Consider the following 21,273-nt stretch of genomic DNA (forward strand, 5'->3'; position numbering starts at 1 on the left):
GGACCGATGGCAAACAAGGCATTGGCGACGCGGCAGAAAATGCAGTTCCGCGTCGAACCCTCGCAAAAACCGCGCAACCCCGTCGCCACTGCCGCCCTGCAGCGCGCCGCCGGGGCACACGTGAAGACCGTGTCAGGCCAGCGCCAGCAGGAAAAACGGCTGCTGGCGAAACTGCTGTTGAAAGTAGAAACAGACAAATAGGCCGCCCGCGGACACCCCGTTTCCGGGGCGTCCGCCATCAGGCCATCATTGCCGGCCGCCTGCCGTCAGAAACGGTAGGACGCGCCCAGCGAAAACATGTCGACCTTGGTCGTTTGCTTGTTGCTGTACTTGACGGGCACGCGATCCCAGTCGAGGTGCAGCGACCAGTTCTGATTCAGCGCATACGCCGCGCCGATGCCGTAGGTCAGGCCGATCTTGCTCTTCTTGTCCGAACCGCCGCCCAGATAATCGACCTTGCCCTGCGTGTAAGCCGCACCGGCGCGGCCGCTCAGGGTAAACGCGTCAAACTGGTAGCCAAGCACGCCCTGCATGCCGAGGCCCGTGAACTTGCCGCGCCCGGCCGTCTTGCCGGCGCCCGTGTCGAAGCCGGACTTCACTTCGCCCCCCATATACCCCACCAGCTCAATCGAAGGCAGGGCCACGCCGCCCTGAAACGGCAGCGCGTCGAAACTGTAACCCACGTAGGCCTTGCCGTTGCGCTTGCTGCTTTTGTCGCAGTCGCTTTGTCCCGGCACGCAGTCGAGGCCGGTACTGGCGCGAAAGCCGTAGCTGGCGCCCATGTAGATGGGGCCCGGCGCAGGATCGGCAGCCGAAGCATGCAAGGGAGCGATGGCGGCCAGCGCCAGCAGCGCTGCGGGGAAACGTAATTTGAAGGACATGAATAACCTCTACAAGTGGATGAGTGCCTGGTTGTAGCGCGCCGTGCGAGCCACAAGCGGGAGTGTCATCTCTTTTGCCGTAAAGTACTATCACCTTGTGCAAAGTGCCATTAAGGGCTACATTCGGTACCGTCAACCGCTACCAAACTTGTAAAAAAGGATATCTCGTGAGTTCACCCGAACTGGTTTTACGCGTGCTGCGCACGCAACTGCGCGCCGCCGGCATCACGTACAAGGTATTGGCCGAGCGCATCGCCATGAGCGAATCGAGCGTCAAGCGCATGTTTGGCCAGCACGACATGTCGCTGTCGCGCCTGGCCCTGATCTGCAAGGCCTCGGGCATCGCCATGGAAGACGTGCTGCGCGGCGCGGCCGACATCACGCCGCATGCCGACACGCTCACCCTGGTGCAGGAAAAGTCGCTGGTCGCACATCCGCGCCTGCTGCTGGTGGCGATCTGCTGCCTGGGGCACTGGAGCCTGGAGCAGGTGGTGGAAACGTATGCGCTGACGCAGGCCGAATGCATCGGCTGCCTGGCCGAGCTGGACCGGCTGGGCTTGATCGAGCTCAAGCCGCTGAACCGCTACAGCCTGCGCGTCTCGAACGCCTTCCACTGGCTGGCCGACGGCCCCGTGCAGCAGTACTTCCGCGAACACGTGGTGGCCGATTACTTCAGCGGGCATTTCGACGGTGCCGGCGAAACCCTGATGTGCATCCCGGCGCGCCTGTCGCTGTCGAGCGCGCAGGAGCTGGTGCAGAAAATCCGCCAGCTGGCCGAGGAACTGGCCCGCCTGCACCAGAACGACCGCCGCCTGGCGCCCGCCGAGCGCGATGGCTTTACCCTGCTGCTGGGCTTTCGCTCATGGGAATTTGCCGCCTTCACGGCCCTGCGCCGCAGCACGGCGGCCGCCTCGCCCGCCACGCCGGGCGCCGCTTACCAGACCGGTCCCAGGAACAGATAAAGTGTGCTCTCGCCGCCCTTCGAGGCGCCCGATGCCACGTACACGGGACCGAAGCGCGTATCGACGGAAATGAAGGCGCTGCTGGCCTGCGTGAATTTGGTGGATTTCCAGTGCTCGCTCTGATCGAAGCCGCCGCCCATTTCCAGCGAAAAGCCGGCCCGCACGGCGCCGCCGAGGGTGCTGGGCAGGGAGCCGATGCGGCGCGCCATCACGAAGCGCGCCAGGGCCACGCTGCGCCCCGTCACCGACTCGAACTGCGTGCCGGACAGGCGCAGGAAGCCGCCCAGGCTGAGCGGCGCCTCGCCCCGCTGCGCGCGCGCCCATTCGCCATACACATGGCCGGCCCAGTTGCCGCTGCCGAAGGCCTTCAGGCCCGTGATGGCGGAACGCCCCAGCCCCGACTCGCCCGTACCGGTGGTCGAGGCGCGCGTCCAGGTGGCGTCGAACAGCACGCCGCGCGTGGGGAAGCCGGGCGAATCGAGCGTGTCGACGCGGAACTGGACGAACTGGTTGGTGCCCAGCGCCCGCTCCTCGGGGTAGGCCGGATCGGCGGGGATGCTGACACCGGCCTTGACTTCGCTGCGCGAGACGCCGAACTGCAGGTCACCCCAGAAGCCGAACTGGCGTCCCAGCACCAGGCTGGCGCCCTGGCCGCTGTAGGCGACGCGCGCGCTGCGCCGTCCCTTGTCGAACAGGTCGACCGCCTGCGAGCTGTACTGGATCGACGGCGCGATATACCACGGGTTGCCGGCGCCCAGCGGCTGCCAGTACTGCACGCCGAAATTGCGCGTGGTGCCGATCTGCGCCATGCTGCGCAATTCACCGCCCCAGCTGTTCAGGTTCGAGCGCACATGCAGCAGCTTCAGGGCAAAGGTATTGCTGTCCCTGAAATCGCTGGCCATTTCCAGGCCCACGCGCAGGCGGCTGCTGGCCCACGGCGCTTCGACCGCCTTGATGCTCACGGCGCGCTGGTCGCCGGCGTCGACCACGTCCGTCTCCACGCGCGCCACGTCACCCCGGCCATACAGCCTGGCCGCCGCCTTGAGCACATCGTCCTGGCTGACGCTCTGCCCTTCCACCAGGCCCGATTGCGCCTGCAGGATGCGCGGATTGATATCGCCTTCGCTCTCCACGGTCAGGCGCGCGAGGGGCAGTGCCACGTCCAGCAAGGCGGGCGCCGCCAGGCGCAGCTGCTCGCGCGCCGCATATTGTTCCGGCGGCAGGGCCAGCGGCGCCAGGCGGGCGGCCAGCGCCTGCGCCGCCTGTTCGCCCGCGCGCATGGCGCGCGCATAGTTTTCAAAGTCGAGGAAACTGACGCCCGTCAGGTCCGGCGCCACCAGGATATCCTGCGGGCGCAATTCCTTGAGCGAGCGCTGCACGTTCTGCTCCGTCAGGATCTGCAGCATCTGCTGCGCCACGCCGATGGCGCTGCCCAGCTCTTTTTCCGGCGCCAACGGCGTGCCCACGTTGACGGCGATGATGATGTCGGCACCCATGGCGCGCGCCATGTCGACGGGCAGGTTGCGCACCAGGCCCCCATCGACCACCAGCCGGTTGTTGACACGCACGGGGGCGAACACGCCCGGCACGGCCAGCGACGCGCGCATCGACAGGAACAGCGGCGTGTCGACCAGCTCCACCAGCTCGCCGTTGACCAGGTCGGAGGCCACCGAGCGGAAAGGCAGCGGCAGCTGGCTGGCGGGACGGTCGCGCATGCCGGCCGGCAGCAGCCGGTTCAGCGCCATTTCCAGCGCCGCATTGCTGGCCGCGGCCGGCGGCGTGGAAATGCCGTTGCGGCTGGTGCCGAACTCGATGCGCGACGGCAGCAGCAAGTCTTCCTCGCGGCGGCGGAACGCCAGTTCGTCGCGCGGCGGCCGGTCGGCCACCACGCGCGCCCAGTTGGTCTCGCGCGCCATGTTTTCCAGGTCCGCCACGGAAGCGCCGGCCGCATACGCGCCGCCCACCACGCCGCCCATGCTGGTGCCCACCACCATGTCGATCGGCACGTGCAGCTCCTTGAGCACTTTCAGCACGCCGATGTGCGCCAGGCCGCGCGCGCCGCCGCCCGACAGCACCAGGGCGATGCGCGGGCGCTGCGGCACGGGTGCGGGAACGGCCAGGGCGGGAGCGGAAGGAACGGAGACAGCGGGGACGTCAGCGGCGGCGCCAGCTTGCGGCAACGCGCACAGCGCCGCCGCGCAGCCTGCTGCCAGGACGGCACGGATCGAAAACATGAGGACTCCTGTCGCGATGGCGGCACGGCGCCATCAGCATGATGGTAATGGGTAACTCCGAAAATCAGCTCAATTCGACGGCGGCGGCAGGCTGCTGGTCACTTGCGGCGCCGGCATCATGGTGGCCGGACGCTGCTGCTCCATCGGCAGCGGCGGCGGCACCAGGTTCGTGGCCGGCGCAGGGGCCGGCACAGGAGCCGGCGTGGCGGACACTTGCGCCGGCAAGGCCAGCGCCTTGTCGTCGGCCACCAGATCGATGCGCTTGCTCACGCCGCCATCACGCAGCAGCACGTGGCGCGCATGCACTTCCTGCACCGTCACGCCGGGCACCACCTCGGCGCCTTCCGGCAGGGCCACGGACGGCTTGCCATCGGTCGAGATGATGGCCACGCTGCCGCGGCCATTGCTGGCGGCCACCACGCCCTTGAGCTGGTAGTTGCTGGCCGTGGCCACGCTGACCTGGCCGCCGAACAGCGAGGCGCCCGCCTCCACGCTGGCATCCTGCACCACCGGTACGGCCGGTGGATTGATGGGGCGCTGCGGCGCCTTGAACAGCTGCATGGCCCAGTAGGCCAGCGACACCGACAGCGCCACGACGGCGAGCAGACTTGTAATTTGGGGCAAACGCTTCATGGCTTCCTTGGATTCTTATCTTACGAGCTGATTGATTTCGATAATCGGCATCAGCACGGCCAGCACGATCAGCAGTACCACCACGCCCATCGCCAGGATCAGGGCCGGCTCCAGCAGGCCGGCGATGGTGAGCGTGCGGCGCTCCAGGTCCTGCTCCTGCGCGCTGGCGGCGCGTTCCAGCATGGCCGGCAGCTCGCCCGTGATTTCGCCGGCGCGTATCATGTGGATCAGCATGGGCGGAAAATGCTTTTGCGCCGACAGCGCGCGCGCCAGGCTGACGCCCTCGCGCACGGCGCCGCTGGCTTCCTGCACCAGTTCCTGCATCGCCACGTTGGTCAATGTATCGCGGCTGGTGTCGAGCGCGCGCAGGATCGGCACGCCGGACCCCGTGGTGATAGCCAGGGTGCTGGCAAAGCGGGCCGTATTCAGGCTGCGCTCGAACTTCCCATACAGGGGCGCCGTCAGCAGCCAGGTATGCCAGCGCCGCTTCAGGGCCGGCTGCTGCAGCGCGCGGCGCCAGGCAAACCAGGCGCCGACCAGGAGCACGGCCACGATGAGGCCATAGTTGCGCACGAAGTCCGACAGCGCCAGCATGATCACGGTGAGCATGGGCAGCTTTTGCTTGGTATTGGCGAACACGGAAACGATCTGCGGCACCACATAGGTGAGCAGGAAGATCACGATGGAAAACGCCACCACCGTGACGATGGCCGGATAGGTAAAGGCCAGCTTGACCTTCTGCACCAGCGCATTGCGCCGCTCGATGTAGTCGGCCAGGCGCGACAGCACGCGCGACAAATGGCCGATCTGTTCGCCCGACGCTACCAGCGCCCGGTAAATTTCCGCGAAATCGCGCGGGTGGCGCGCCAGCACGTCGGAAAACGCGGCGCCGCCGATCACTTCGGAACGGATTGAGGCGATCAGGTCGCGCAGGTAGGGCCGCTCGGCCTGTTCCAGCAGCGCGGAAAACGCCTGTTCGAGCGGTAGGCCCGCTTCCAGCAGGCTGGCCAGCTGGCGCGTAAACAGGGCCAGTTCGGTGCTGGACAGGCGCTCGCCAAAGCCGCGCCGCTTGGTCACGCCGGCGGCGTCGACCTGCGCGGCGATCGGCTCGACGGCCAGCGGCACCAGGCCCTGCACGCGCAGCTCGGCGCGCGCGGAACGGGGACTGTCGGCATTGAGCACGCCCTTGCGGGTGGCGCCTTGCGCGTCGACGGCTTCATAACGGAATGCGGGCATGGTGGCGGGCCTAGTCTTTGGTCACGCGCAGCAATTCTGCCTGCGTGGTGGTGCCGTCGCGCAGCCAGCGTTCGCCGTCTTCGCGCATGCCCGTCATGCCGTCCTGCAGGGCGACGGCGCGCACGTCCGCTTCCGAGGCGCGGTTGTGGATCTGCGCGCGGATCTGCTCCGTCGTGCGCAGCAGCTCGTACACGCCCACGCGGCCCTGGTAGCCCGTCTGGCCGCAATGCTCGCAGCCGACGGCCTGCCAGTACTGGCCATCGAAGGTTTTGCAGGAGCCGCACAATTTGCGCACCAGGCGCTGCGCCAGCACGCCCAGCAGCGACGACGACAGCAGGAAGGGCTCGATGCCCATGTCCAGCAAACGCGTGACGGCCGCCGAAGCGTCGTTCGTGTGCAGGGTCGCCAGCACCAGATGGCCCGTCAACGACGCCTGCACGGCGATCTGCGCCGTTTCCAGGTCGCGGATCTCACCGATCATGATCACATCGGGATCCTGCCGCAGAATCGCCCGCAGCGCCTTGGCAAACGTCATGTCGATGCGCGGGTTGACTTGCGTCTGGCCCACGCCGGCCAGGTCGTACTCGATCGGGTCTTCCACCGTCAGGATGTTCGTGGTGGTGGCGTTGAGCATCGACAGCGCCGCATACAGGGTGGTGGTCTTGCCCGAGCCGGTAGGGCCCGTGACGAGCACGATGCCGTGCGGCTGCGTGATCAAGCCATCGAACTGCTGCAGCATGGGCGCGCTCATGCCCAGGTGCTGCAGGTCGAGGCGCCCTGCTTCCTTGTCCAGCAAACGCAAGACGGCCCGTTCGCCATGCCCGGTGGGCAGGGTCGAGACGCGCACGTCGACGGGCTTGCCGCCCACGCGCAGGGTGATGCGGCCGTCCTGCGGCAAGCGCTTCTCGGCGATGTCGAGCTGCGCCATGATCTTGATGCGCGAAATCAGCGAACCGTGGATGGCTTTCCTCGGGCGCACGACGTCGCGCAGGCTGCCGTCGATGCGGAAGCGCACGACGGACGTCTGCTCGAACGGTTCGATGTGGATGTCGGACGCGCCTTCGCGCAGCGCCTGCGTCAGCAGCGCGTTGATCATGCGGATCACGGGCGCATCGTCGGACGACTCGAGCAAGTCCTCGATGGCCGGCACGTCCTGCAGCAGCTTGGTCAAGTCCAGGTCGGCGTCGAATTCATCGGCCATCTGCGACGCGTCGCCGCCGCCGCCCGCGTAGGCGCCGGCAATCGCCGCATCGAGGTCGCCGCGCGGCAGCACCGTCAGCTGGATCTGGCCAAAACGGCGCGACACTTCGGCAATGGCCGCCGGCGCCGTCGATGCCGCCACCAGCACCTCGACGGGAGCGCCGTCCTGCGCGCCGGGCCGGGCCAGCAGGCCGAAATCGCGCGCGTAGGCGTAGGGAAGCAGATTGCTCATGGCTGTCCCATCACTTCTGCGGCTGCGGCGGTTGCGACTGCGGCTGCTGCTGGTATTGCTGCAGCAGCGGCTGCGGCGGCGTGGCCGCATTGGCCGGCGCGCCTGGCGGCGGCGTCGGCGCCGGCGGCACGGGACGCGTCACCATGCTGCCGCCCACGGGCTGGCCATCCTGCAGGGCCGGCAGTACGGGCGTGCCCAGGTCCTTCAGCATCAGGTTGCCCGTGGCCGGCACGGCGGCCGTCTCGGCCGAACGCATGTAGTCGTAGCGGTCGGCCGCCAGGCTGCCGCTCTGCTCCTTGTTGCGCACGATGACGGGGCGCAGGAAGATCATCAGATTGGTTTTCTTGCGCTCGCGCGTCTGGTACTTGAACAGGTTGCCGATCAGGGGGATATCGCCCAGGCCGCGCACTTTTTCCGCATTGTCGCCCGTGCTGTCCTCGATCAGGCCGCCCAGGACGATGATCTGGCCATCGTCGGCCAGCACATTGTTTTCGATCACGCGGTTGTTGATGGTGATGCCGCTGACGGCCGACGCCGTGGATTTGTCCACGCTCGACGTCTCGTGATAGATGCCCAGCTTGATCGTGCCGCCTTCGGAAATCTGCGGACGCACCTTCAGGGTCAGGCCCACTTCCTTGCGGTCGATGGTCTGGAACGGATTCGTGTTGGTGCCGGCCGTGCTCGTGTACTGGCCCGTCAGGATAGGCACGTTCTGGCCCACCTTGATGGTCGCCAGTTCATTGTCCAGGGTGATCAGGTTCGGCGTCGACAGGATGTTGGCGTTGCCGTCCGATTCCAGCGCATGCGCCACGGCGCCCAGGCCCAGCGCGCCGTTGATCTGCTTGAAGATGCCGACCGTCAGGCCGCCCGTCGGCAAGACCTTGCCGCCGCCCGTGGCGATGGCGCCGATGTTGTTGGTGGTGCCCGAAGCGAACGACTGCAGCGCGCCCACGCGGTAGTTGCTGGAGCTGTCGCCCGACAGGCCCAGCCACTGCACGCCGAATTCGGACGCCTTGGACGACGTCACTTCGACGATCAGCGCCTCGATGTAGACCTGGGCGCGGCGCACGTCGAGCTGGTCGATCACGGCGCGCAGGTTGCGGTAGACGGCTTCGTTGCAGGTCAGGATCAGCGTATTCGTCGACGCGTCAGCCTGGATGAAACCGGCCGCACCGCCCGACGACAGCTGCTGCGGCCCGTTGTTCAGCGACGCGCCGCCCGTGCCGCCGCTTTGCGTATTGCCGCCCAGGCCAGTGCTGTTCATGCCGCTGTTGGTCTGGCTGATCTGGTTGTTCGTGCTCTGGTTGCTGCTGCCCTGCTGCGCCGAGGCGGCCGTGCCGTCCGACGTCACGACCGAGCGCAAGGTCTGCGCCAGCTTGGTGGCATCCGCATTTTTCAGGTACACCACGTGCACATTGCCCAGCTGCGTGGTGGGCTGGTCCAGCTTGGAAATGAGCGACTTGGCCAGGTTGGCGCGCGCCGCCGACGGGGCGCGCAGCACCAGCGAATTGGTGCGCGGGTCGGCCAGCACGGACACCTTGCCCGCATCGCCCGTCGCGCCGGCGCCCGCATTCCCGCCCTCCATCAGCTTGTTGACCATCGAGGCCAGGTCGGAAGCGATCGCATAGCGCACGGGGATCACGTCCAGGTCCGTCGAGGCAGGGACGTCGAGCGCGGCGATGATCTTCGCCAGGCGCTTGAGGTTATCCGCGTAATCGGTGATCACCAGCGAGTTGTTGCCCGGGTTGGCGTTGATCGTGTTGTTCGGCGAGATCAGCGGGCGCAGCACGGCCAGCAGGTTGGCCGACGATTCGTAGTTCAGGTAAAACACCTGGGTGGCGATCTGGTCGCCCTTCACCTGGCTGCTGCCATTGCCCACCTGGGTGGGCACGGATTGCAGCTTGGCGTCCGCTTCCGGCACCACCTTCGCGTAGCCGTCGCCGGACACCACCGCGTAGCCCTGCAGGCGCAAGGCGGAAGCGAGCAGTCCGAAAGCCTGCGTCTTGCTGATCGATTTTTCCGACACGAGGGTGATCGTGCCCTTGACGCGGGGGTCGATGACGAAATTGATGTTGGTGTAATGGCCCACCGCCTTGATCACCGATTCGATGTCGGCGCCGACGAAATTGAGCGCCGCTTCATCGCCGGGCGCGGCCCAGGCGGGTGCCGGCATGCCGGCCACGGAACAGCACAGCAAGGCGGCGGCCGACAGGCGGCGCAGCGAGAAGGAGAAAGTATGGGGGCTCACGGATGGTTTTTTCATTGTCTGAACTCTAAGGCGATGATGTTTTTTTCGCTATTGCTACGGCGCTGTCCCAGCAAATTCAACAAACTCGCCAAGGTCTCTTCATATCCTGCTGCGGCCTGGGCCTGGCCGGAAAACTGCATGCGCCCCTGTTGCAGGCTGCCGCTGCCGTCGAGCAGCAGCGGTCCCTTGATGGAGCGCAAGGTCAACGTCGCCTGCTGCCCCTGCCAATCGAAATCGAGCTCGTAGCTGCCCAGCGGACGCAAGGACGACAGGCGCGACGCCATGTCCGTCATCTGCAAGGTGGTGCGGCCGACGGCGGAAAACTGCCGCTGCTCCAGGGCCAGCTCCAGGGTGCTCCACGACAGGCGCATGCTGCCCGTCGGCGCTACGGTATTCAAGGGCGCGCCCAGGCCGCCGAGGCCATCGGCCGGCAGCAGCAGGGCCGCCGGGCTGACTTGCCAGTGCGACCACGACCCGCGCAGGTTCACCGTCTGCGACAGGGCCTGCGGGTTCTGCAACTCCACGTCCGCCGATCCCCACAGCACCGAGGGCGAAATGCGCCAGCTGAAACGCCCCGGCAGCAGGGGCGTCACGGCGCCGTTCGCGCTGGCCGCCCCGCCGATAAAGGCCGAGCCGCGCCACAGGGTACCTTGCGCATCGCCCAAGGTCAAACGTCCGCCCGTCTGCTTTTCCACGATGCCCGCGACCCAGCCGGCCGGGAAAAATACCAGCAGGGTGATGCAGACGCTGGCGACGATGGCCAGCAGCCAGCCAAGCAGGCGCATCATCGCGCCGCGCCCGGGCTCTGGTGCAGGGTCAGACTGGCGTCGACCAGCCCCGCCTTGCTCTGCGCCGTGATCTTCGCTTCCTGTACCGCCACGCGGCCTTCGCGGCGCAAGCCGTCCAGCCACAGCATGACGCTGGCAAACGGCACGCCGTTCAGCTGCACGCGCGCATATTCTCCAGTCAGCGACAGCGATTGCGGACTCAGGCCGCGCGCCTTCAGCGAGGCGTCGAGGCTTTCACGGCTCATGGGGGCCACCTGCACGGGCGCCTGGCGCGCCAGATCACCCGCTTCGCGCGCCAGCGCCTGCAGCTGGGCCGCGTTCTGGCGCAGCTCGGGCAAGCTCTTTTGCAGGGCGATGCGGCCCGACCAGGCCGGCTCGAAAAACACGGCATAGACGAGGGCCAGCCCCGCCACCACGCCGCCGATGGCCAGCAGCTTGCGCTCCTGCTGCGTGCGCTCCGTCCAGAACGCCTGCAGGTTCTGTTCCTGGCCCGTCAGCGCGGCGCGGATCTTGTTTACTGCTGCACTCATGCTTTTGCTCCCGTGGCCGGCGTGATCTTCCACACGCCCGGCGCCGTTTCATTCAGGGCCAGCTTGCGCGCGGCCAGGCCGTCGCGCACCTGCGCCTGGGCGCTGGCGTCGACCATGTCCGGTTTCAGCCTGACGATCAGGGCCCGCTCGCGATATTCCAGCGACGCCACCACGCCGCGCCCGGCCAAGCCGCCCAGCGCCTCGCCCAGGGCCGCGCTCATGCTGGTGAAGTCATCCATGCTGGCTTGCCCGCCCTGCAGGCGGGCAGCGGCGATATTGCGCCGCATCTGCTCCGCTTCCAGGCCGAACACGGGCGCTTCGTTCGGATACGCGGCCTTGAAGGTTTGCTGCATCGAGGTGCGCACGGTGGCGGCCTCGCGCTTCAGGCGCATCCATTCGATATTCATGCCGGCCAGGTTGACGATCACGGCCAGCAGTGCCAGGCGCAGCGGCCAGCGCCAGCGGCGCCAGTCGGCGGCCGCGCCCGTCGCCGTGCCCAGCGCAGGGGCCAGGTCCAGCGCCGCGCCCCTGGCGCCGGCGATCCAGTGCGCCCAGTGGTCAGGCTCGACCGTCACGCCCTCCATGCCGGCCGCGAGCTGTTGATATTGCGCCAGCTCCGCCTGCGCCACGTAGACCGTCAGGGGCACGTCGCCGGCAAACGCGCGCGTCGCCAGCAGCGCCTGCTGCGGCTGGGCCGGCAGCACCAGGCCCAGGCCCTCCTGCGGCGCCTGGCGCAAGGCCAGTTCCAGGCCATCGCCGCTGGCCTGCAGGGCAGCCGTCACGCTGCCCGGCTGCAGGGGCAGGCACAGCTGCGACGGCAGCAGCGCCACCTTGCGCGCGCCCTGCGCCAGCAACGCTTTTACCAACACCTCGGCCCAGGCGCGCTGTGCCACGGCCACCGTGCGCATGCCGGCAGCGTCGGGCGCGCCGGCGGCCAGCAGGCAATCCTGAGCGTCGCCGAGAATATGTTCTTCCACCAGGCCCGGCAAGGCCGCGCGCAAACGGGCGCCGGCCAGCGGCGGCGTTTTCAGGCGCAGCAGGGTCACATCGGCGGCCGCCAGCAACAGCACCACCTGCTTCGCGCCGGCAATCAGCTGGCCCAGGCTGCCCAGCGGCGCGCTGCCTTGCTGCAACAGGGCGCCGCCGTCGCCGGCCAGCACGAAGGAGCAGGCCGGCGCGCTGTCGGTGGACGCCTTGGCCGGGTGACGGATATACAGTATTGTCAAAGTGACTCGCTTTCAGCTGTTAATTTTCCCGCAGCCACACCAGGCTGGTGGTGCGCTGCGGATCCGTTTTACGATTGACGAGCGCCACGGCATCGAGGGCGGCGCGGTCCAGCCGCACGCGGATGACGGTGAGGAAATAGCGGCTCTTCACGTCGAGCTCGACACCTTCAATCACTTGCTTCGCATCAATATTATTCTTGAAGTTTGCCAAATCAACAAACTTTTTACGCGGATTGCTCAAAGTCAGGGCGCTGGCCTCGGACAGCGACAGCATCGTCACGGCCGCCAGCACTTCGGCCGGCGCCGTATTCACGTTCACTGACGTCAATTCCGGCAGCACGATGACGAAGTCGCGCAGCTTCTCGATCATCTGCGGCGTATAGCCGGGCACGGCCAGCAAATCCTCCACTTGCGTAAACGCCACCGGCTCGCTGCTGCCGCCCGATGCCGGGCTGGCCTTCTTGCCATCGCTGCCGTTGTCGCTGCTGGTGGTGCGCGGTTTCGGCCGCGCGCGCAGCACGGCATCGGCCGTCGCCTGCGCCAGGCCGCTATCGAGCTGCAAGTTGGACAGCAGGCGCTGATAGGCCTGCACATTGCCCGTATTGACACCGCCCGTGGCATTGATCAGGTTGGCAATATTGAAGCGCGCCTGCGCATCGAGCGCGCGGCCCGAGACGGTGGCGTCGAATTTTTCCGTGTCGACCTTTTCGCGGTCCACATAATCGTCGAGCCGCGCTTCCTCGATGGGCGTGGCCCACACGCCATCGAGCGCCGTCAGCGAAGGGTTGTCCTGGCGCAGCCAGAAGCGGGCGAAGTCGACCATGCCGCGCATGGCCCACTGCGTCTGCAGGCGCAGACGCTGGTTTTCCATCGAGCGCACCTGTACCTGCTGCTGCCAGAACAGGCTGGCGACGACGGTGATGGCCAGCGCCGTCAGCAGCAAGGCCGTGATGACGGCCACGCCGCGCTGGCGTGCTGGGCGGGAAAAACGCTTCATCCCGGCCCCAATAAAAAGACTTTGGACAGGCCCGCGTCCTGGCCCGGCATCTGCAGGGTCACTTCCAGGCCCGGCACTTGCGTGGAAATGGTGGCGCCCGCCGTCAGCACGTTCCAGGCGCCATTGCTCCAGCCCCGCATGACCATGCTGTCGACGCCATGCATCAGGGCCACGTCGGCACTGGAGGTATCGGTATCGTCGCGCGCCGCCTGCCACAGGGTGTCGAGCACGGCCAGGTCGCGCGTGCCGTTCGACTCGCGCCGCGTCAGCACGCCGCCGCGCAGGCGGTAAGTGACCACTTGCAACTGCTGCGGTTCCTGTTCCGATGCGGCCAGGCGCACCAGGGTCAAACGGTCATTCTCGGCCGACAGATTGGTGCGGCCATTCAGCAGGGTATTGTTCTGGCCGGCGCCGGCCAGGTGGTCGCAATCGCTTTGCATCTGGGCAAACGCCAGCTGCATGCCGCGCGCCTGCTCCAGCTGGCTGGTCAGCACTTCGCGCGAACGCATGATGCTGTCCAGGCCGCGCCAGCCCAGCACGGCGACCATGGCCAGGATGCCGATCGCCACGAGCAGCTCGATCAGCGTGAAACCGGCGGTGGAGAGCGTGCGGCGCGCCATCAGTCGTTAAAGGAAAGCAAGACCAGGCGCACGATGCGCCGGGCCGGGTATTGCGCGTCATATACGTTGACGCGCACTTGCCGGATGCGGGGATTCGGCGTGGCCACCACTTCCTCCTCGCAGATGAGTTTTAAATCACCCTGCGGGCAGTCGACCGTGCGCTTGCCCGTCTGCGGGAAGGTTTTTGCCAGGCGCAGCCGCACCAGGTGGTTTTCCGCCGACCAGGTAGCCATCATGGCGCTGCGCAAGCCGTCGCTGTTCTGCGTCAGGCTGCCCACGGCGCGCAAGGACGCACCCAGCGCCGTACCGACGATGACGAGGGCGACGAGGACTTCGAGCAGAGTAAAGCCGCGCGGGCGGCGGTGAGCTGAGGGCCGCATCATTGCTCGACCGTGAAATGGCCGATGCCGTCGGCGCGGATGGCCACGCTGCGTTCGCCGCTGGCCAGGGTCAGCACGAAGGGCTTGTCGACGGGTTCGCGGCCGAAGATGATGCGCAGGGGCTGGGCCACGCTGCTCGACGGCTGCACGCTGAGCAGCATGGGCGTATTGTTGAAGCTGCGCTCGCGCAGCAAATCGTCCTGCGTCACGGGCTGCCACAGCTTTTCATTGAGGACCAGGAAACGGTATTGATTTTCGTCCGCCTCGAAGGCCACCTGCCGGCTGCGCACGATGGCTTCATCGCGCGCCAACTGCAGCAGCAGGGCGATGCGCTCGGCCTCCTTTTGCAGCGCTTGCTGACCGTTCGGCATGGCGTTCAGCGAGACCAGGCCCAGGGTGACGCCGATAATGACCATCACCACCAGCAATTCGATCAGCGTGAAGCCGCGCTGGCGCAGCTGGCGGCCGGTGGTCATGGCAGGCATGCAATGGGAAACTTACAGTTCCCAGGAACCGATATCGGCATCATCGCCGCTACCGCCGGGCTGGCCGTCGGCGCCCAGCGAGATCAGGTCGACTTCGCCTTTCACGCCCGGCGACAGGTACTGGTAAGGGTTGCCCCATGGATCCTTCGGCATCTTTTCCAGGTAGCCGCCCGCCTTCCAGCCGTTCGCGGCCGGTCCCGTGGTCGGCTTTTCGATCAGCGCCTGCAAGCCCTGTTCCGTCGTCGGGTAGCGCTGGTTATCCAGGCGGTACAGTTTCAAGGCTTGCATCACGGTGGCGATGTCGACTTTCGCCGCCGCCACTTTCGACTCGCCCGTGCGGGCGATCAGCTTGGGCACCACGAGCGAGGCGAGGATGCCCATGATCACCACCACAACCATGATTTCGATCAAAGTGAAGCCGCGCGCACGGCGCTGGCGATTCGGATGGTTTGCTGCGTTTTGCATAAGAAAGAGAGAAGAAGGTGAGTAATGAATGCAGAGTATAAAGCGGAAATATGACAAAGCCTGTCATATGGGGAAAAATTTGTGCGGCGCCTGTCAGCCCGGCAAGACCACTTCGCCGCAAACGGCGCAGCCCGGGTCGCGCGCGACGCGCATGCTGCTCCATTCCATGTGCAAGCCGTCGAGCAGCAGCAGGCGCCCGGCCAGGGATTCGCCCGCGCCCATCACCAGTTTCAGCGCCTCGGCCGCCTGCGTGGCACCCACCACACCCACCAGCGGCGCGAACACGCCCATGGTCGAGCACGCCTCATCCGTGAACTGCTGCTCCTGCGGAAACAGGCAGGAGTAGCAGGGCTGGGTGCCCGTGCGCGGGTCGAACACGCTCACTTGCCCGTCGAAGCGGATCACGGCGCCCGACACCAGCGGCACCTTGGCCGCCACGCAGGCGCGGTTGACGGCGTGGCGCGTGGCGAAGTTATCGGTGCAGTCAAGCACCACCGTGCTGGAGCAGACCAGTTCGGCCAGGCGCGCGCCATCGAGGCGTTCCTGCAGCGCCACAATTGCAATGTCCGGATTGATGCCGGTCAAGGTTTCACGCGCCGACAGCACTTTCGGCTGGCCCACGCGCTGCGTGGTGTGGGCGATCTGGCGCTGCAGATTGGTCAGGTCGACCGTATCGTCATCGACCAGGGTCAGCTTGCCGACACCGCTGGCGGCCAGGTACATGGCCGCGGGCGAACCGAGCCCGCCCGCGCCGATCACCAGCACATGCGCGTCGAGCAAGGCTTGCTGGCCTTCGATGCCGATCTCGTCCAACAGGATATGGCGCGAATAGCGCAGCAGCTGATTGTCGTTCATGGCGGCGGCTACGGTTTTTGCACAGGAATCTTCTTGTCGTCCGCCTTGATGTCGGAAGCAATTTCCGGCTTGGCGCCGATCTTGTCCGTCTTCGGGTCCGCCTTGGCCAGCTGCACCGGCAGACCTTGGAAGTGGTTCAGCGCCTGCTGCAGCTGGAAATCGTCCTTGGCGCCATACTCGAGCGGCTTGCGCTTTTTCGCCGTGGCGATCAGGCGCTGCTCTTCTTCCAGCTGTTCGTGCACGCCTTCCATGGTCGGCTTGGCCGCTTCCGGCTTGCCATCGTTGCTGCTCAGGTGTTTTTCCAGGTCCGCCTCGCGGATGCGCAGGCTGTTCCAGCCATCGCCTTCGGCCGTTTCATCGACCAGCAGGTCGGGCACGATGCCGCGCGCCTGGATGGCCCGGCCTTTCGGCGTGTAGTAGCGGGCCGTGGTCAGCTTGACGGCCGTGTCGGCCGTGATCTGGCGCAAGGTTTGCACGGAACCCTTGCCAAAGGTCTGCGTGCCGATGACGGTGGCGCGCTGGTAATCCTGCAGGGCGCCGGCAACGATTTCCGACGCGGACGCGGAACCGGCATTGACCAGCACTACCAGCGGCACGGTTTTCAGCGCGGCCGGCAGCTTGGCCAGCGGGTCCGCCTTGGCGCCCGGCGCCGCATAGAATTCGCGGCGGCCATAAAACACCTGTTTCGATTCCGGCAACTGGCCCTTGGTGGACACGATCACGGAATTACCCGGAAGAAATGCTGTCGCCACGCCGATGGCGCCCGGCACGACGCCACCGGGATCGTTGCGCAAGTCCAGCACCAGGCCCTTGAGCTTGGGGTCTTGCGCATACAGCGCGTTGATCTTTTTGACCATGTCTTCGACGGTCGGTTCCTGGAACTGGGCGATGCGCAGCCAGGCATAGCCGGGCGCGACCATCTTGGCCTTCACGCTTTGCACGCGGATTTCCTCGCGCACGATGGGGAAGACCAGCGGCTTGCTTTCGCCCTTGCGCGACATCGTCAGCACCAGCTTGGTGCCAGGCTGGCCGCGCATCTTCTTGATGACTTCTTCCAGCTGCAAGCCTTTCAGCGGAATGTTGTCGAGACGGGTGATCAGGTCGCCCGCCAGGATGCCCGCCTTGGCGGCAGGGCTGTCCTCGATGGGCGAGACGACTTTCACGTAGCCGTCTTCCATGCTCACTTCGATGCCGATGCCGACAAACTTGCCCTGCACGCTTTCGCGCATTTCCTTGAAGGCATTTTTATCCAGGTAGACGGAGTGCGGGTCCAGGGACGAGACCATGCCGGAAATGGCTTCCGTCAGAAGTTTCTTGTCTTCCACCTTCTCGACGTAATCGGACTTGATCAGGCCGAAGACGTCGGACAGCTGGCGCAGCTCGTCGAGCGGCAGCGGGGCATTCGTGATTTTCTGCGCCACGGCCGGGAACTGCAGCGACATGCCGATGCCGGCCAGTACGCCCAGACCGATCAGGCCGATACTTTTGACTTTGATACCCATGTATTCTTCGCAATCTACAAATTCGCTGCCGCAGCAATGGTGGGGACTTAAAACTTCACCCAGGTGGCGGGGTCGAAGGCGCGGCCCTGATGACGCAGTTCAAAGTATAGCCCTGATTCCTCGTTGCCGCCGCTGTTGCCCGCGCTGGCAATGGCGTCGCCGCCCTTGACGGCGTCGCCCACGCGTTTCAGCAAGGATTGGTTATTGCCATAAATACTCATGTACTGGCCGCCATGGTCGACGATGATCAGATTGCCGAAACCACGCAGCCAGTCGGAAAACACGACCCTGCCCCCGGCGATGGCATGGATTTCGCTGCCTTCGCCCGTGCGGATGAACACGCCCTTCCAGCTGGGGCCGTCGCCGCGCTTGCTGCCGAAGCGGGCGGCGATCTTGCCCGCCACGGGCGCGCGCAGCTGCCCTTTCATGCTGGCAAAGGCGCCGGCCGGCGCGGCCGGGCCCAGGCTCGGACGTTCCGGCTCCGGTTCCGGCTTGGGTTCCGGTTTCGGCGTCACCTTGGCCACTTGCGGCGGCTCGTCGTCGTCGATCGGTTCCAGTTTCACGGGCGGCGGTGGCGGCGTCTGCGGCTTGATCTTGCCCGATTTATTTTGTTGCTCTTTCGCAAGACGTTCGCGTTCGGCCTGCGCCTGGGCCGCCTTGGCGCGCGCGGCCAGCAGGCGTTCGCGTTTTTCTGCCGCGATCTTGGCGTCGGCGGCCGCTTTCGCGGCGGCGCGCTGTTCGGCCAGCAATTGCTGGCGTTTCTTTTCGGCCGCGGCGGCAGCGGCCTGCTCTTCGATCAGTTTTGCCAGCTTGTCGACCAGGTTGCCCATGCGCTGTTCGTCGCGCTCGACATTGCCCACTTCCTTGCGCTGCGCCACCAGGCGCTGCGACAAGCTCGTCAGCAAGGCGGCGCGGCGCGCCTTCTCCTGCACCAACAGGGCTTTCTGGTCGCGCTCTTCCTGCGCGATTTCTTCCAGTTCATCCTTGGCGTTCTGCACGTCCGCCTGGTTTTTCTCCACCGCCAGCAAGTTGGCGCGCAAGGCCTCGAGCAGGCGCGCCTGCGCCTGCGACACATAGGCCATCAATTGCAAGTCGCGGTTGATGCGGTTGGGGTTGTCGCCCGACAAGAGCAGCTTGATGCGGTCTTCATTGCCGGCAACATATTGTTCACGCAGCAATTTCGACAGCTGCGTCTTTTGTTTTTCGACGGTGGCCGTCAATTGCTGGTGCTCTTGCCCCAGCGCATTGAGTTTCACGCCCGTCTCGCTTTGCTCCTGCGCCAGGTCGCGCAAGGCGCGGTTGGCGTTGGAAATGGCCTCTTCCGACTCGGCCAGGGTATCGGCCGCGTCATCCTTGGCGCTTTCCGTCCGGCTGATGTCGCGCTTGAGCGCCGTCAGCTTTTGTTGCAATCCAGCACGTTGCGCTTCCGCGGCCGCCTTCTGCTTGCTGCGTTCGGTGGGCTTGGCACCGTGTGCCGCACCGCTCGACATCAGCAGCGCTGCGCACAGCATGGCACCGGCGCGCCACGCCGGCAGGGGTCGTTCAGCAGAGGGGGCGATTGCTGTGCCGCGGAAGAAAGACAACAAGTTACTTGGCCTTCCCTTGGTTCGCCACGGCCGCTTGCGCTGCCGCAATCGCTGCCGGGTCGCCCAGGTAGTAGTGACGGATCGGTTTCAAATCGGCGTCCAGCTCATACACGAGCGGCTGGCCGTTCGGAATGTTCAGGCCCACGATATCGCTGTCGCTGATGCCGTCGAGCATCTTGATCAGCGCGCGCAGGCTGTTGCCGTGGGCCGAAATGATGATCTTCTTGCCAGCACGGATGGCCGGGGCGATTTCTTCGTCCCAGGCCGGCATCACGCGCGCCACGGTGTCTTTCAGGCATTCCGTCAATGGAATCGACGCTTGCGGCAAGCCGGCATAGCGCGGATCGTTGAACGAGGCGCGGTCATCGTCCGCTTCCAGCGGCGGCGGCGGCGTGTCGTAGCTGCGGCGCCATACCAGCACTTGCTCGTCGCCATACTTGGCGGCCGTCTCGCCCTTGTCCAGGCCTTGCAGGGCGCCGTAGTGGCGTTCGTTCAAGCGCCAGTCGTTCTTGATTGGCAGATACATCATGTCCATCTCGTCGAGCGCCAGCCACAGGGTGCGGATGGCGCGCTTCAGGACCGAAGTGTAGGCCACGTCAAACGTAAAACCTTCCTGCTTGAGGATCTGGCCGGCGGCCTTGGCTTCGTTGACGCCCTTTTCCGTCAGGTCGACGTCGGTCCAGCCGGTGAAGCGGTTATCGAGGTTCCAGGTGGACTCGCCGTGACGCATGAAAACGATTTTGTACATAGTTCTATCTTCTCAAGGGGTTCAAATCAAAAAAGCAAAACGTAAAAAGACCTCGTCCAGCTTCTATTTTATAATGCGCGGATTGACTTAAACCATTGGACCCTACGTGAAATTCATTATCGACCACATTTTTCTGTTTGCCATCGTCATTATTTCCGGCGGCGCCCTCCTCTGGCCACTGCTGTCGATGCGCGGCAAGCGCGCGACCGTGCTGGAAGTCACGCAACTGATCAACCGTGGCAAGACCATCATCGTCGACGTGCGCAGCGCAGAAGAATTCGCCACGGGCCACTTGCCTGACGCAAAAAATATTCCGCTGCCGGAACTGGCAAAACGCCTGGGCGAGCTGGAAAAATTCAAAACGCGCCCCATTGTAGTGGTTTGCCAGAAAGGTTCGCGTTCGGCAACGGCCGTCGGCCTGCTGGGCAAAGCCGGTTTCGCTGAGGCAACGAGCCTGGAAGGCGGCCTCGACGAATGGAAAAAGCAAGGTTTGCCATTGAAAACCTTGTCGCTGGCGAAATAAGCCGGCCTTAACTGAAGGAATCATCATGACCGTACCCGTTATTGTTTACAGCACCGCCGTGTGCCCGTATTGCGTGCGCGCCGAGCGCCTGTTGGAAGCCAAGGGCGTGACCGTGCAAAAGATCCGCGTCGACCTCGACCCGGAAGAGCGCATCAAGATGATGGAACGCACGGGCCGCCGCACGGTGCCGCAAATCTATGTGGGCGAAACCCACGTGGGCGGATTCGACGATTTGTATGCGCTCGATCAAGCCGGCAAGCTGGACCCCTTGTTAAATGGCACGGCAGCCTGATATAAAGCGGGTTCGAGAAATTGCTTGGTTTTTTGTCGTATTGTTTTGATACAATTGCCCTCGCACCTGATCTGGCCGCGCCTACCCGGCGCGGTTTGAATACCGCAAGCACCATATTTGAACGGTGTGCCGTTCTTGTCCTTTACAACGAAAGCGTTCCATGTCTGACGAAAATCTGCAACCAGTCTTCCAAATCCAACGCGTCTACCTGAAAGACATGTCGCTGGAACAACCAAATTCCCCAGCTATTTTCCTGGAACAAGAAGCACCAGCGATCGAAGTGGCTCTGGACGTGGGCGCTGCGCCTCTGGCCGACGGCATCTTCGAAGCCACCGTGACCATCACCGTGACCGCCAAAGTCGGCGAAAAAGTCGCTTTCCTGGTTGAAGGCAAGCAAGCTGGTATCTTCGAAGCACGCAACATTCCTGCCGATCAACTCGATCCGTTGCTGGGAATCGGCTGCCCGAACATCATCTACCCTTACCTGCGCGCCAACATCGCCGACGTGATCACCCGTGCCGGCTTCCCGCCAGTGCACCTGGCCGAGATCAACTTCGAAGTGTTCTACCAACAACGTCTGCAAGCTATTGCTGACGCCGCTGCCGCAGCACCAGCAGCCAGCGAAACGCACTAAGAACATCTCACCAAAC

Annotated in this window: 23 protein-coding genes; 5 read left to right on the forward strand and 18 right to left on the reverse strand. The window is 65.3% G+C overall.

Annotation, left to right across the window (positions count from 1 at the left end; translation table 11 throughout):
* Positions 1-6: 6 nt before the first annotated feature.
* The gene (locus VPH41_RS21565) at positions 7-201 is read left to right on the forward strand and encodes a hypothetical protein (RefSeq protein ID WP_034753063.1); all 195 of its coding nucleotides are present in this window, start codon (positions 7-9) and stop codon (positions 199-201) included.
* A gap of 65 nt (positions 202-266) precedes the next feature.
* Here the strand turns inward: VPH41_RS21565 and VPH41_RS21570 are convergent, their stop codons facing one another.
* Positions 267-881, reverse strand: coding sequence for an outer membrane protein (locus VPH41_RS21570; protein ID WP_328571445.1), 615 nt, complete (start codon positions 879-881; stop codon positions 267-269).
* A gap of 167 nt (positions 882-1,048) precedes the next feature.
* Here VPH41_RS21570 and VPH41_RS21575 point away from each other — a divergent pair, with 167 nt between their 5' ends.
* Positions 1,049-1,843 carry a helix-turn-helix domain-containing protein gene (locus VPH41_RS21575; RefSeq protein WP_226941180.1) on the forward strand — a complete coding sequence of 265 codons (795 nt, stop codon included), beginning with the start codon at positions 1,049-1,051 and terminating at the stop codon, positions 1,841-1,843.
* Here the strand turns inward: VPH41_RS21575 and VPH41_RS21580 are convergent.
* The 17 genes from VPH41_RS21580 to gpmA form a co-directional block, all read right to left on the reverse strand.
* A complete protein-coding gene (locus tag VPH41_RS21580; protein WP_328571446.1) occupies positions 1,816-4,077 on the reverse strand; it encodes a patatin-like phospholipase family protein in 2,262 nt (753 codons plus the stop codon). The genes VPH41_RS21575 and VPH41_RS21580 overlap by 28 nt on opposite strands.
* Positions 4,078-4,146: 69 nt before the next feature.
* The gene (locus tag VPH41_RS21585) at positions 4,147-4,710 is read right to left on the reverse strand and encodes a type II secretion system protein N (RefSeq protein ID WP_152281985.1); all 564 of its coding nucleotides are present in this window, start codon (positions 4,708-4,710) and stop codon (positions 4,147-4,149) included.
* 15 nt (positions 4,711-4,725) lie between these two features.
* A complete protein-coding gene (gspF, locus tag VPH41_RS21590; RefSeq protein ID WP_328571447.1) occupies positions 4,726-5,946 on the reverse strand; it encodes a type II secretion system inner membrane protein GspF in 1,221 nt (406 codons plus the stop codon).
* A gap of 10 nt (positions 5,947-5,956) precedes the next feature.
* Entirely contained in the window at positions 5,957-7,378 is a 1,422-nt protein-coding gene (gene gspE / locus VPH41_RS21595; protein WP_152281983.1) for a type II secretion system ATPase GspE, read from the reverse strand.
* 10 nt (positions 7,379-7,388) lie between these two features.
* Complete coding sequence (gspD, locus tag VPH41_RS21600; protein ID WP_328571448.1) at positions 7,389-9,641, reverse strand: type II secretion system secretin GspD; 2,253 nt, start codon at positions 9,639-9,641, stop codon at positions 7,389-7,391.
* Positions 9,638-10,414, reverse strand: a complete 777-nt coding sequence (locus VPH41_RS21605) for a type II secretion system protein N (protein ID WP_152281981.1) — start codon at positions 10,412-10,414, stop codon at positions 9,638-9,640. Before VPH41_RS21605 ends, gspD begins: the two co-directional genes overlap by 4 nt.
* Positions 10,411-10,944, reverse strand: a complete 534-nt coding sequence (locus VPH41_RS21610) for a type II secretion system protein M (RefSeq protein WP_328571449.1) — start codon at positions 10,942-10,944, stop codon at positions 10,411-10,413. Before VPH41_RS21610 ends, VPH41_RS21605 begins: the two co-directional genes overlap by 4 nt.
* Positions 10,941-12,170: a type II secretion system protein GspL gene (gspL, locus tag VPH41_RS21615; protein WP_226941179.1), complete on the reverse strand. Its 1,230-nt coding sequence runs from the start codon at positions 12,168-12,170 to the stop codon at positions 10,941-10,943. Before gspL ends, VPH41_RS21610 begins: the two co-directional genes overlap by 4 nt.
* 19 nt (positions 12,171-12,189) lie before the next feature.
* Positions 12,190-13,167 (reverse strand): type II secretion system minor pseudopilin GspK, encoded by a 978-nt coding sequence (gene gspK / locus VPH41_RS21620; protein ID WP_328571450.1) that lies wholly within the window; start codon positions 13,165-13,167, stop codon positions 12,190-12,192.
* The gene (locus VPH41_RS21625; RefSeq protein WP_328571451.1) at positions 13,164-13,787 is read right to left on the reverse strand and encodes a PulJ/GspJ family protein; all 624 of its coding nucleotides are present in this window, start codon (positions 13,785-13,787) and stop codon (positions 13,164-13,166) included. Before VPH41_RS21625 ends, gspK begins: the two co-directional genes overlap by 4 nt.
* Positions 13,787-14,170 (reverse strand): type II secretion system minor pseudopilin GspI, encoded by a 384-nt coding sequence (gene gspI, locus VPH41_RS21630; protein WP_442906304.1) that lies wholly within the window; start codon positions 14,168-14,170, stop codon positions 13,787-13,789. The genes VPH41_RS21625 and gspI overlap by 1 nt, the downstream gene beginning before the upstream one ends.
* Positions 14,167-14,652 (reverse strand): type II secretion system minor pseudopilin GspH, encoded by a 486-nt coding sequence (gspH, locus tag VPH41_RS21635; protein WP_152281976.1) that lies wholly within the window; start codon positions 14,650-14,652, stop codon positions 14,167-14,169. The genes gspI and gspH overlap by 4 nt, the downstream gene beginning before the upstream one ends.
* A gap of 12 nt (positions 14,653-14,664) precedes the next feature.
* On the reverse strand, positions 14,665-15,117 hold the full coding sequence (gene gspG / locus VPH41_RS21640; RefSeq protein WP_152281975.1) for a type II secretion system major pseudopilin GspG: 453 nt from the start codon (positions 15,115-15,117) through the stop codon (positions 14,665-14,667).
* A 93-nt stretch (positions 15,118-15,210) separates the two neighbouring features.
* Entirely contained in the window at positions 15,211-15,972 is a 762-nt protein-coding gene (locus tag VPH41_RS21645) for a HesA/MoeB/ThiF family protein (RefSeq protein WP_328571452.1), read from the reverse strand.
* 8 nt (positions 15,973-15,980) lie between these two features.
* A complete protein-coding gene (locus VPH41_RS21650; protein ID WP_328571453.1) occupies positions 15,981-17,474 on the reverse strand; it encodes a S41 family peptidase in 1,494 nt (497 codons plus the stop codon).
* A gap of 47 nt (positions 17,475-17,521) precedes the next feature.
* Positions 17,522-18,985, reverse strand: coding sequence for a murein hydrolase activator EnvC family protein (locus tag VPH41_RS21655; RefSeq protein WP_287776113.1), 1,464 nt, complete (start codon positions 18,983-18,985; stop codon positions 17,522-17,524).
* Positions 18,986-19,061: 76 nt separating this feature from the next.
* Positions 19,062-19,808, reverse strand: coding sequence for a 2,3-diphosphoglycerate-dependent phosphoglycerate mutase (gene gpmA / locus VPH41_RS21660; protein ID WP_328571454.1), 747 nt, complete (start codon positions 19,806-19,808; stop codon positions 19,062-19,064).
* A 106-nt stretch (positions 19,809-19,914) separates the two neighbouring features.
* Here gpmA and VPH41_RS21665 point away from each other — a divergent pair, with 106 nt between their 5' ends.
* From VPH41_RS21665 to secB, 3 genes are all read left to right on the forward strand, one after another.
* Positions 19,915-20,331, forward strand: coding sequence for a rhodanese-like domain-containing protein (locus tag VPH41_RS21665; protein WP_046681994.1), 417 nt, complete (start codon positions 19,915-19,917; stop codon positions 20,329-20,331).
* Between the two features lie 25 nt (positions 20,332-20,356).
* Complete coding sequence (gene grxC / locus VPH41_RS21670) at positions 20,357-20,623, forward strand: glutaredoxin 3 (RefSeq protein ID WP_096233262.1); 267 nt, start codon at positions 20,357-20,359, stop codon at positions 20,621-20,623.
* Positions 20,624-20,783: 160 nt separating this feature from the next.
* Entirely contained in the window at positions 20,784-21,257 is a 474-nt protein-coding gene (gene secB / locus VPH41_RS21675) for a protein-export chaperone SecB (protein ID WP_034783580.1), read from the forward strand.
* Positions 21,258-21,273 lie beyond the last annotated feature (16 nt).

The organism is Janthinobacterium sp. P210006, assembly GCF_036231885.1.
Lineage (GTDB): Bacteria > Pseudomonadota > Gammaproteobacteria > Burkholderiales > Burkholderiaceae_D > Janthinobacterium > Janthinobacterium violaceinigrum.

What these genes read in the sequence shown, in the direction of transcription:
- gspH (WP_152281976.1), bottom strand. Translation starts at nt 14,652, where the DNA reads ATGCCTGCCATGACCACCGGCCGCCAGCTGCGCCAGCGCGGCTTCACG.
- VPH41_RS21655 (WP_287776113.1), bottom strand. Translation starts at nt 18,985, where the DNA reads ATGCTGTGCGCAGCGCTGCTGATGTCGAGCGGTGCGGCACACGGTGCC.
- VPH41_RS21625 (WP_328571451.1), bottom strand. Translation starts at nt 13,787, where the DNA reads ATGGCGCGCCGCACGCTCTCCACCGCCGGTTTCACGCTGATCGAGCTG.
- gspK (WP_328571450.1), bottom strand. Translation starts at nt 13,167, where the DNA reads ATGAAGCGTTTTTCCCGCCCAGCACGCCAGCGCGGCGTGGCCGTCATC.
- gpmA (WP_328571454.1), bottom strand. Translation starts at nt 19,808, where the DNA reads ATGTACAAAATCGTTTTCATGCGTCACGGCGAGTCCACCTGGAACCTC.
- secB (WP_034783580.1), top strand. Translation starts at nt 20,784, where the DNA reads ATGTCTGACGAAAATCTGCAACCAGTCTTCCAAATCCAACGCGTCTAC.
- VPH41_RS21645 (WP_328571452.1), bottom strand. Translation starts at nt 15,972, where the DNA reads ATGAACGACAATCAGCTGCTGCGCTATTCGCGCCATATCCTGTTGGAC.
- VPH41_RS21650 (WP_328571453.1), bottom strand. Translation starts at nt 17,474, where the DNA reads ATGGGTATCAAAGTCAAAAGTATCGGCCTGATCGGTCTGGGCGTACTG.
- VPH41_RS21605 (WP_152281981.1), bottom strand. Translation starts at nt 10,414, where the DNA reads ATGATGCGCCTGCTTGGCTGGCTGCTGGCCATCGTCGCCAGCGTCTGC.
- VPH41_RS21580 (WP_328571446.1), bottom strand. Translation starts at nt 4,077, where the DNA reads ATGTTTTCGATCCGTGCCGTCCTGGCAGCAGGCTGCGCGGCGGCGCTG.
- VPH41_RS21610 (WP_328571449.1), bottom strand. Translation starts at nt 10,944, where the DNA reads ATGAGTGCAGCAGTAAACAAGATCCGCGCCGCGCTGACGGGCCAGGAA.
- gspG (WP_152281975.1), bottom strand. Translation starts at nt 15,117, where the DNA reads ATGCAAAACGCAGCAAACCATCCGAATCGCCAGCGCCGTGCGCGCGGC.
- VPH41_RS21585 (WP_152281985.1), bottom strand. Translation starts at nt 4,710, where the DNA reads ATGAAGCGTTTGCCCCAAATTACAAGTCTGCTCGCCGTCGTGGCGCTG.
- gspF (WP_328571447.1), bottom strand. Translation starts at nt 5,946, where the DNA reads ATGCCCGCATTCCGTTATGAAGCCGTCGACGCGCAAGGCGCCACCCGC.
- VPH41_RS21565 (WP_034753063.1), top strand. Translation starts at nt 7, where the DNA reads ATGGCAAACAAGGCATTGGCGACGCGGCAGAAAATGCAGTTCCGCGTC.
- VPH41_RS21570 (WP_328571445.1), bottom strand. Translation starts at nt 881, where the DNA reads ATGTCCTTCAAATTACGTTTCCCCGCAGCGCTGCTGGCGCTGGCCGCC.
- grxC (WP_096233262.1), top strand. Translation starts at nt 20,357, where the DNA reads ATGACCGTACCCGTTATTGTTTACAGCACCGCCGTGTGCCCGTATTGC.
- gspE (WP_152281983.1), bottom strand. Translation starts at nt 7,378, where the DNA reads ATGAGCAATCTGCTTCCCTACGCCTACGCGCGCGATTTCGGCCTGCTG.
- gspI (WP_442906304.1), bottom strand. Translation starts at nt 14,170, where the DNA reads ATGATGCGGCCCTCAGCTCACCGCCGCCCGCGCGGCTTTACTCTGCTC.
- gspD (WP_328571448.1), bottom strand. Translation starts at nt 9,641, where the DNA reads ATGAAAAAACCATCCGTGAGCCCCCATACTTTCTCCTTCTCGCTGCGC.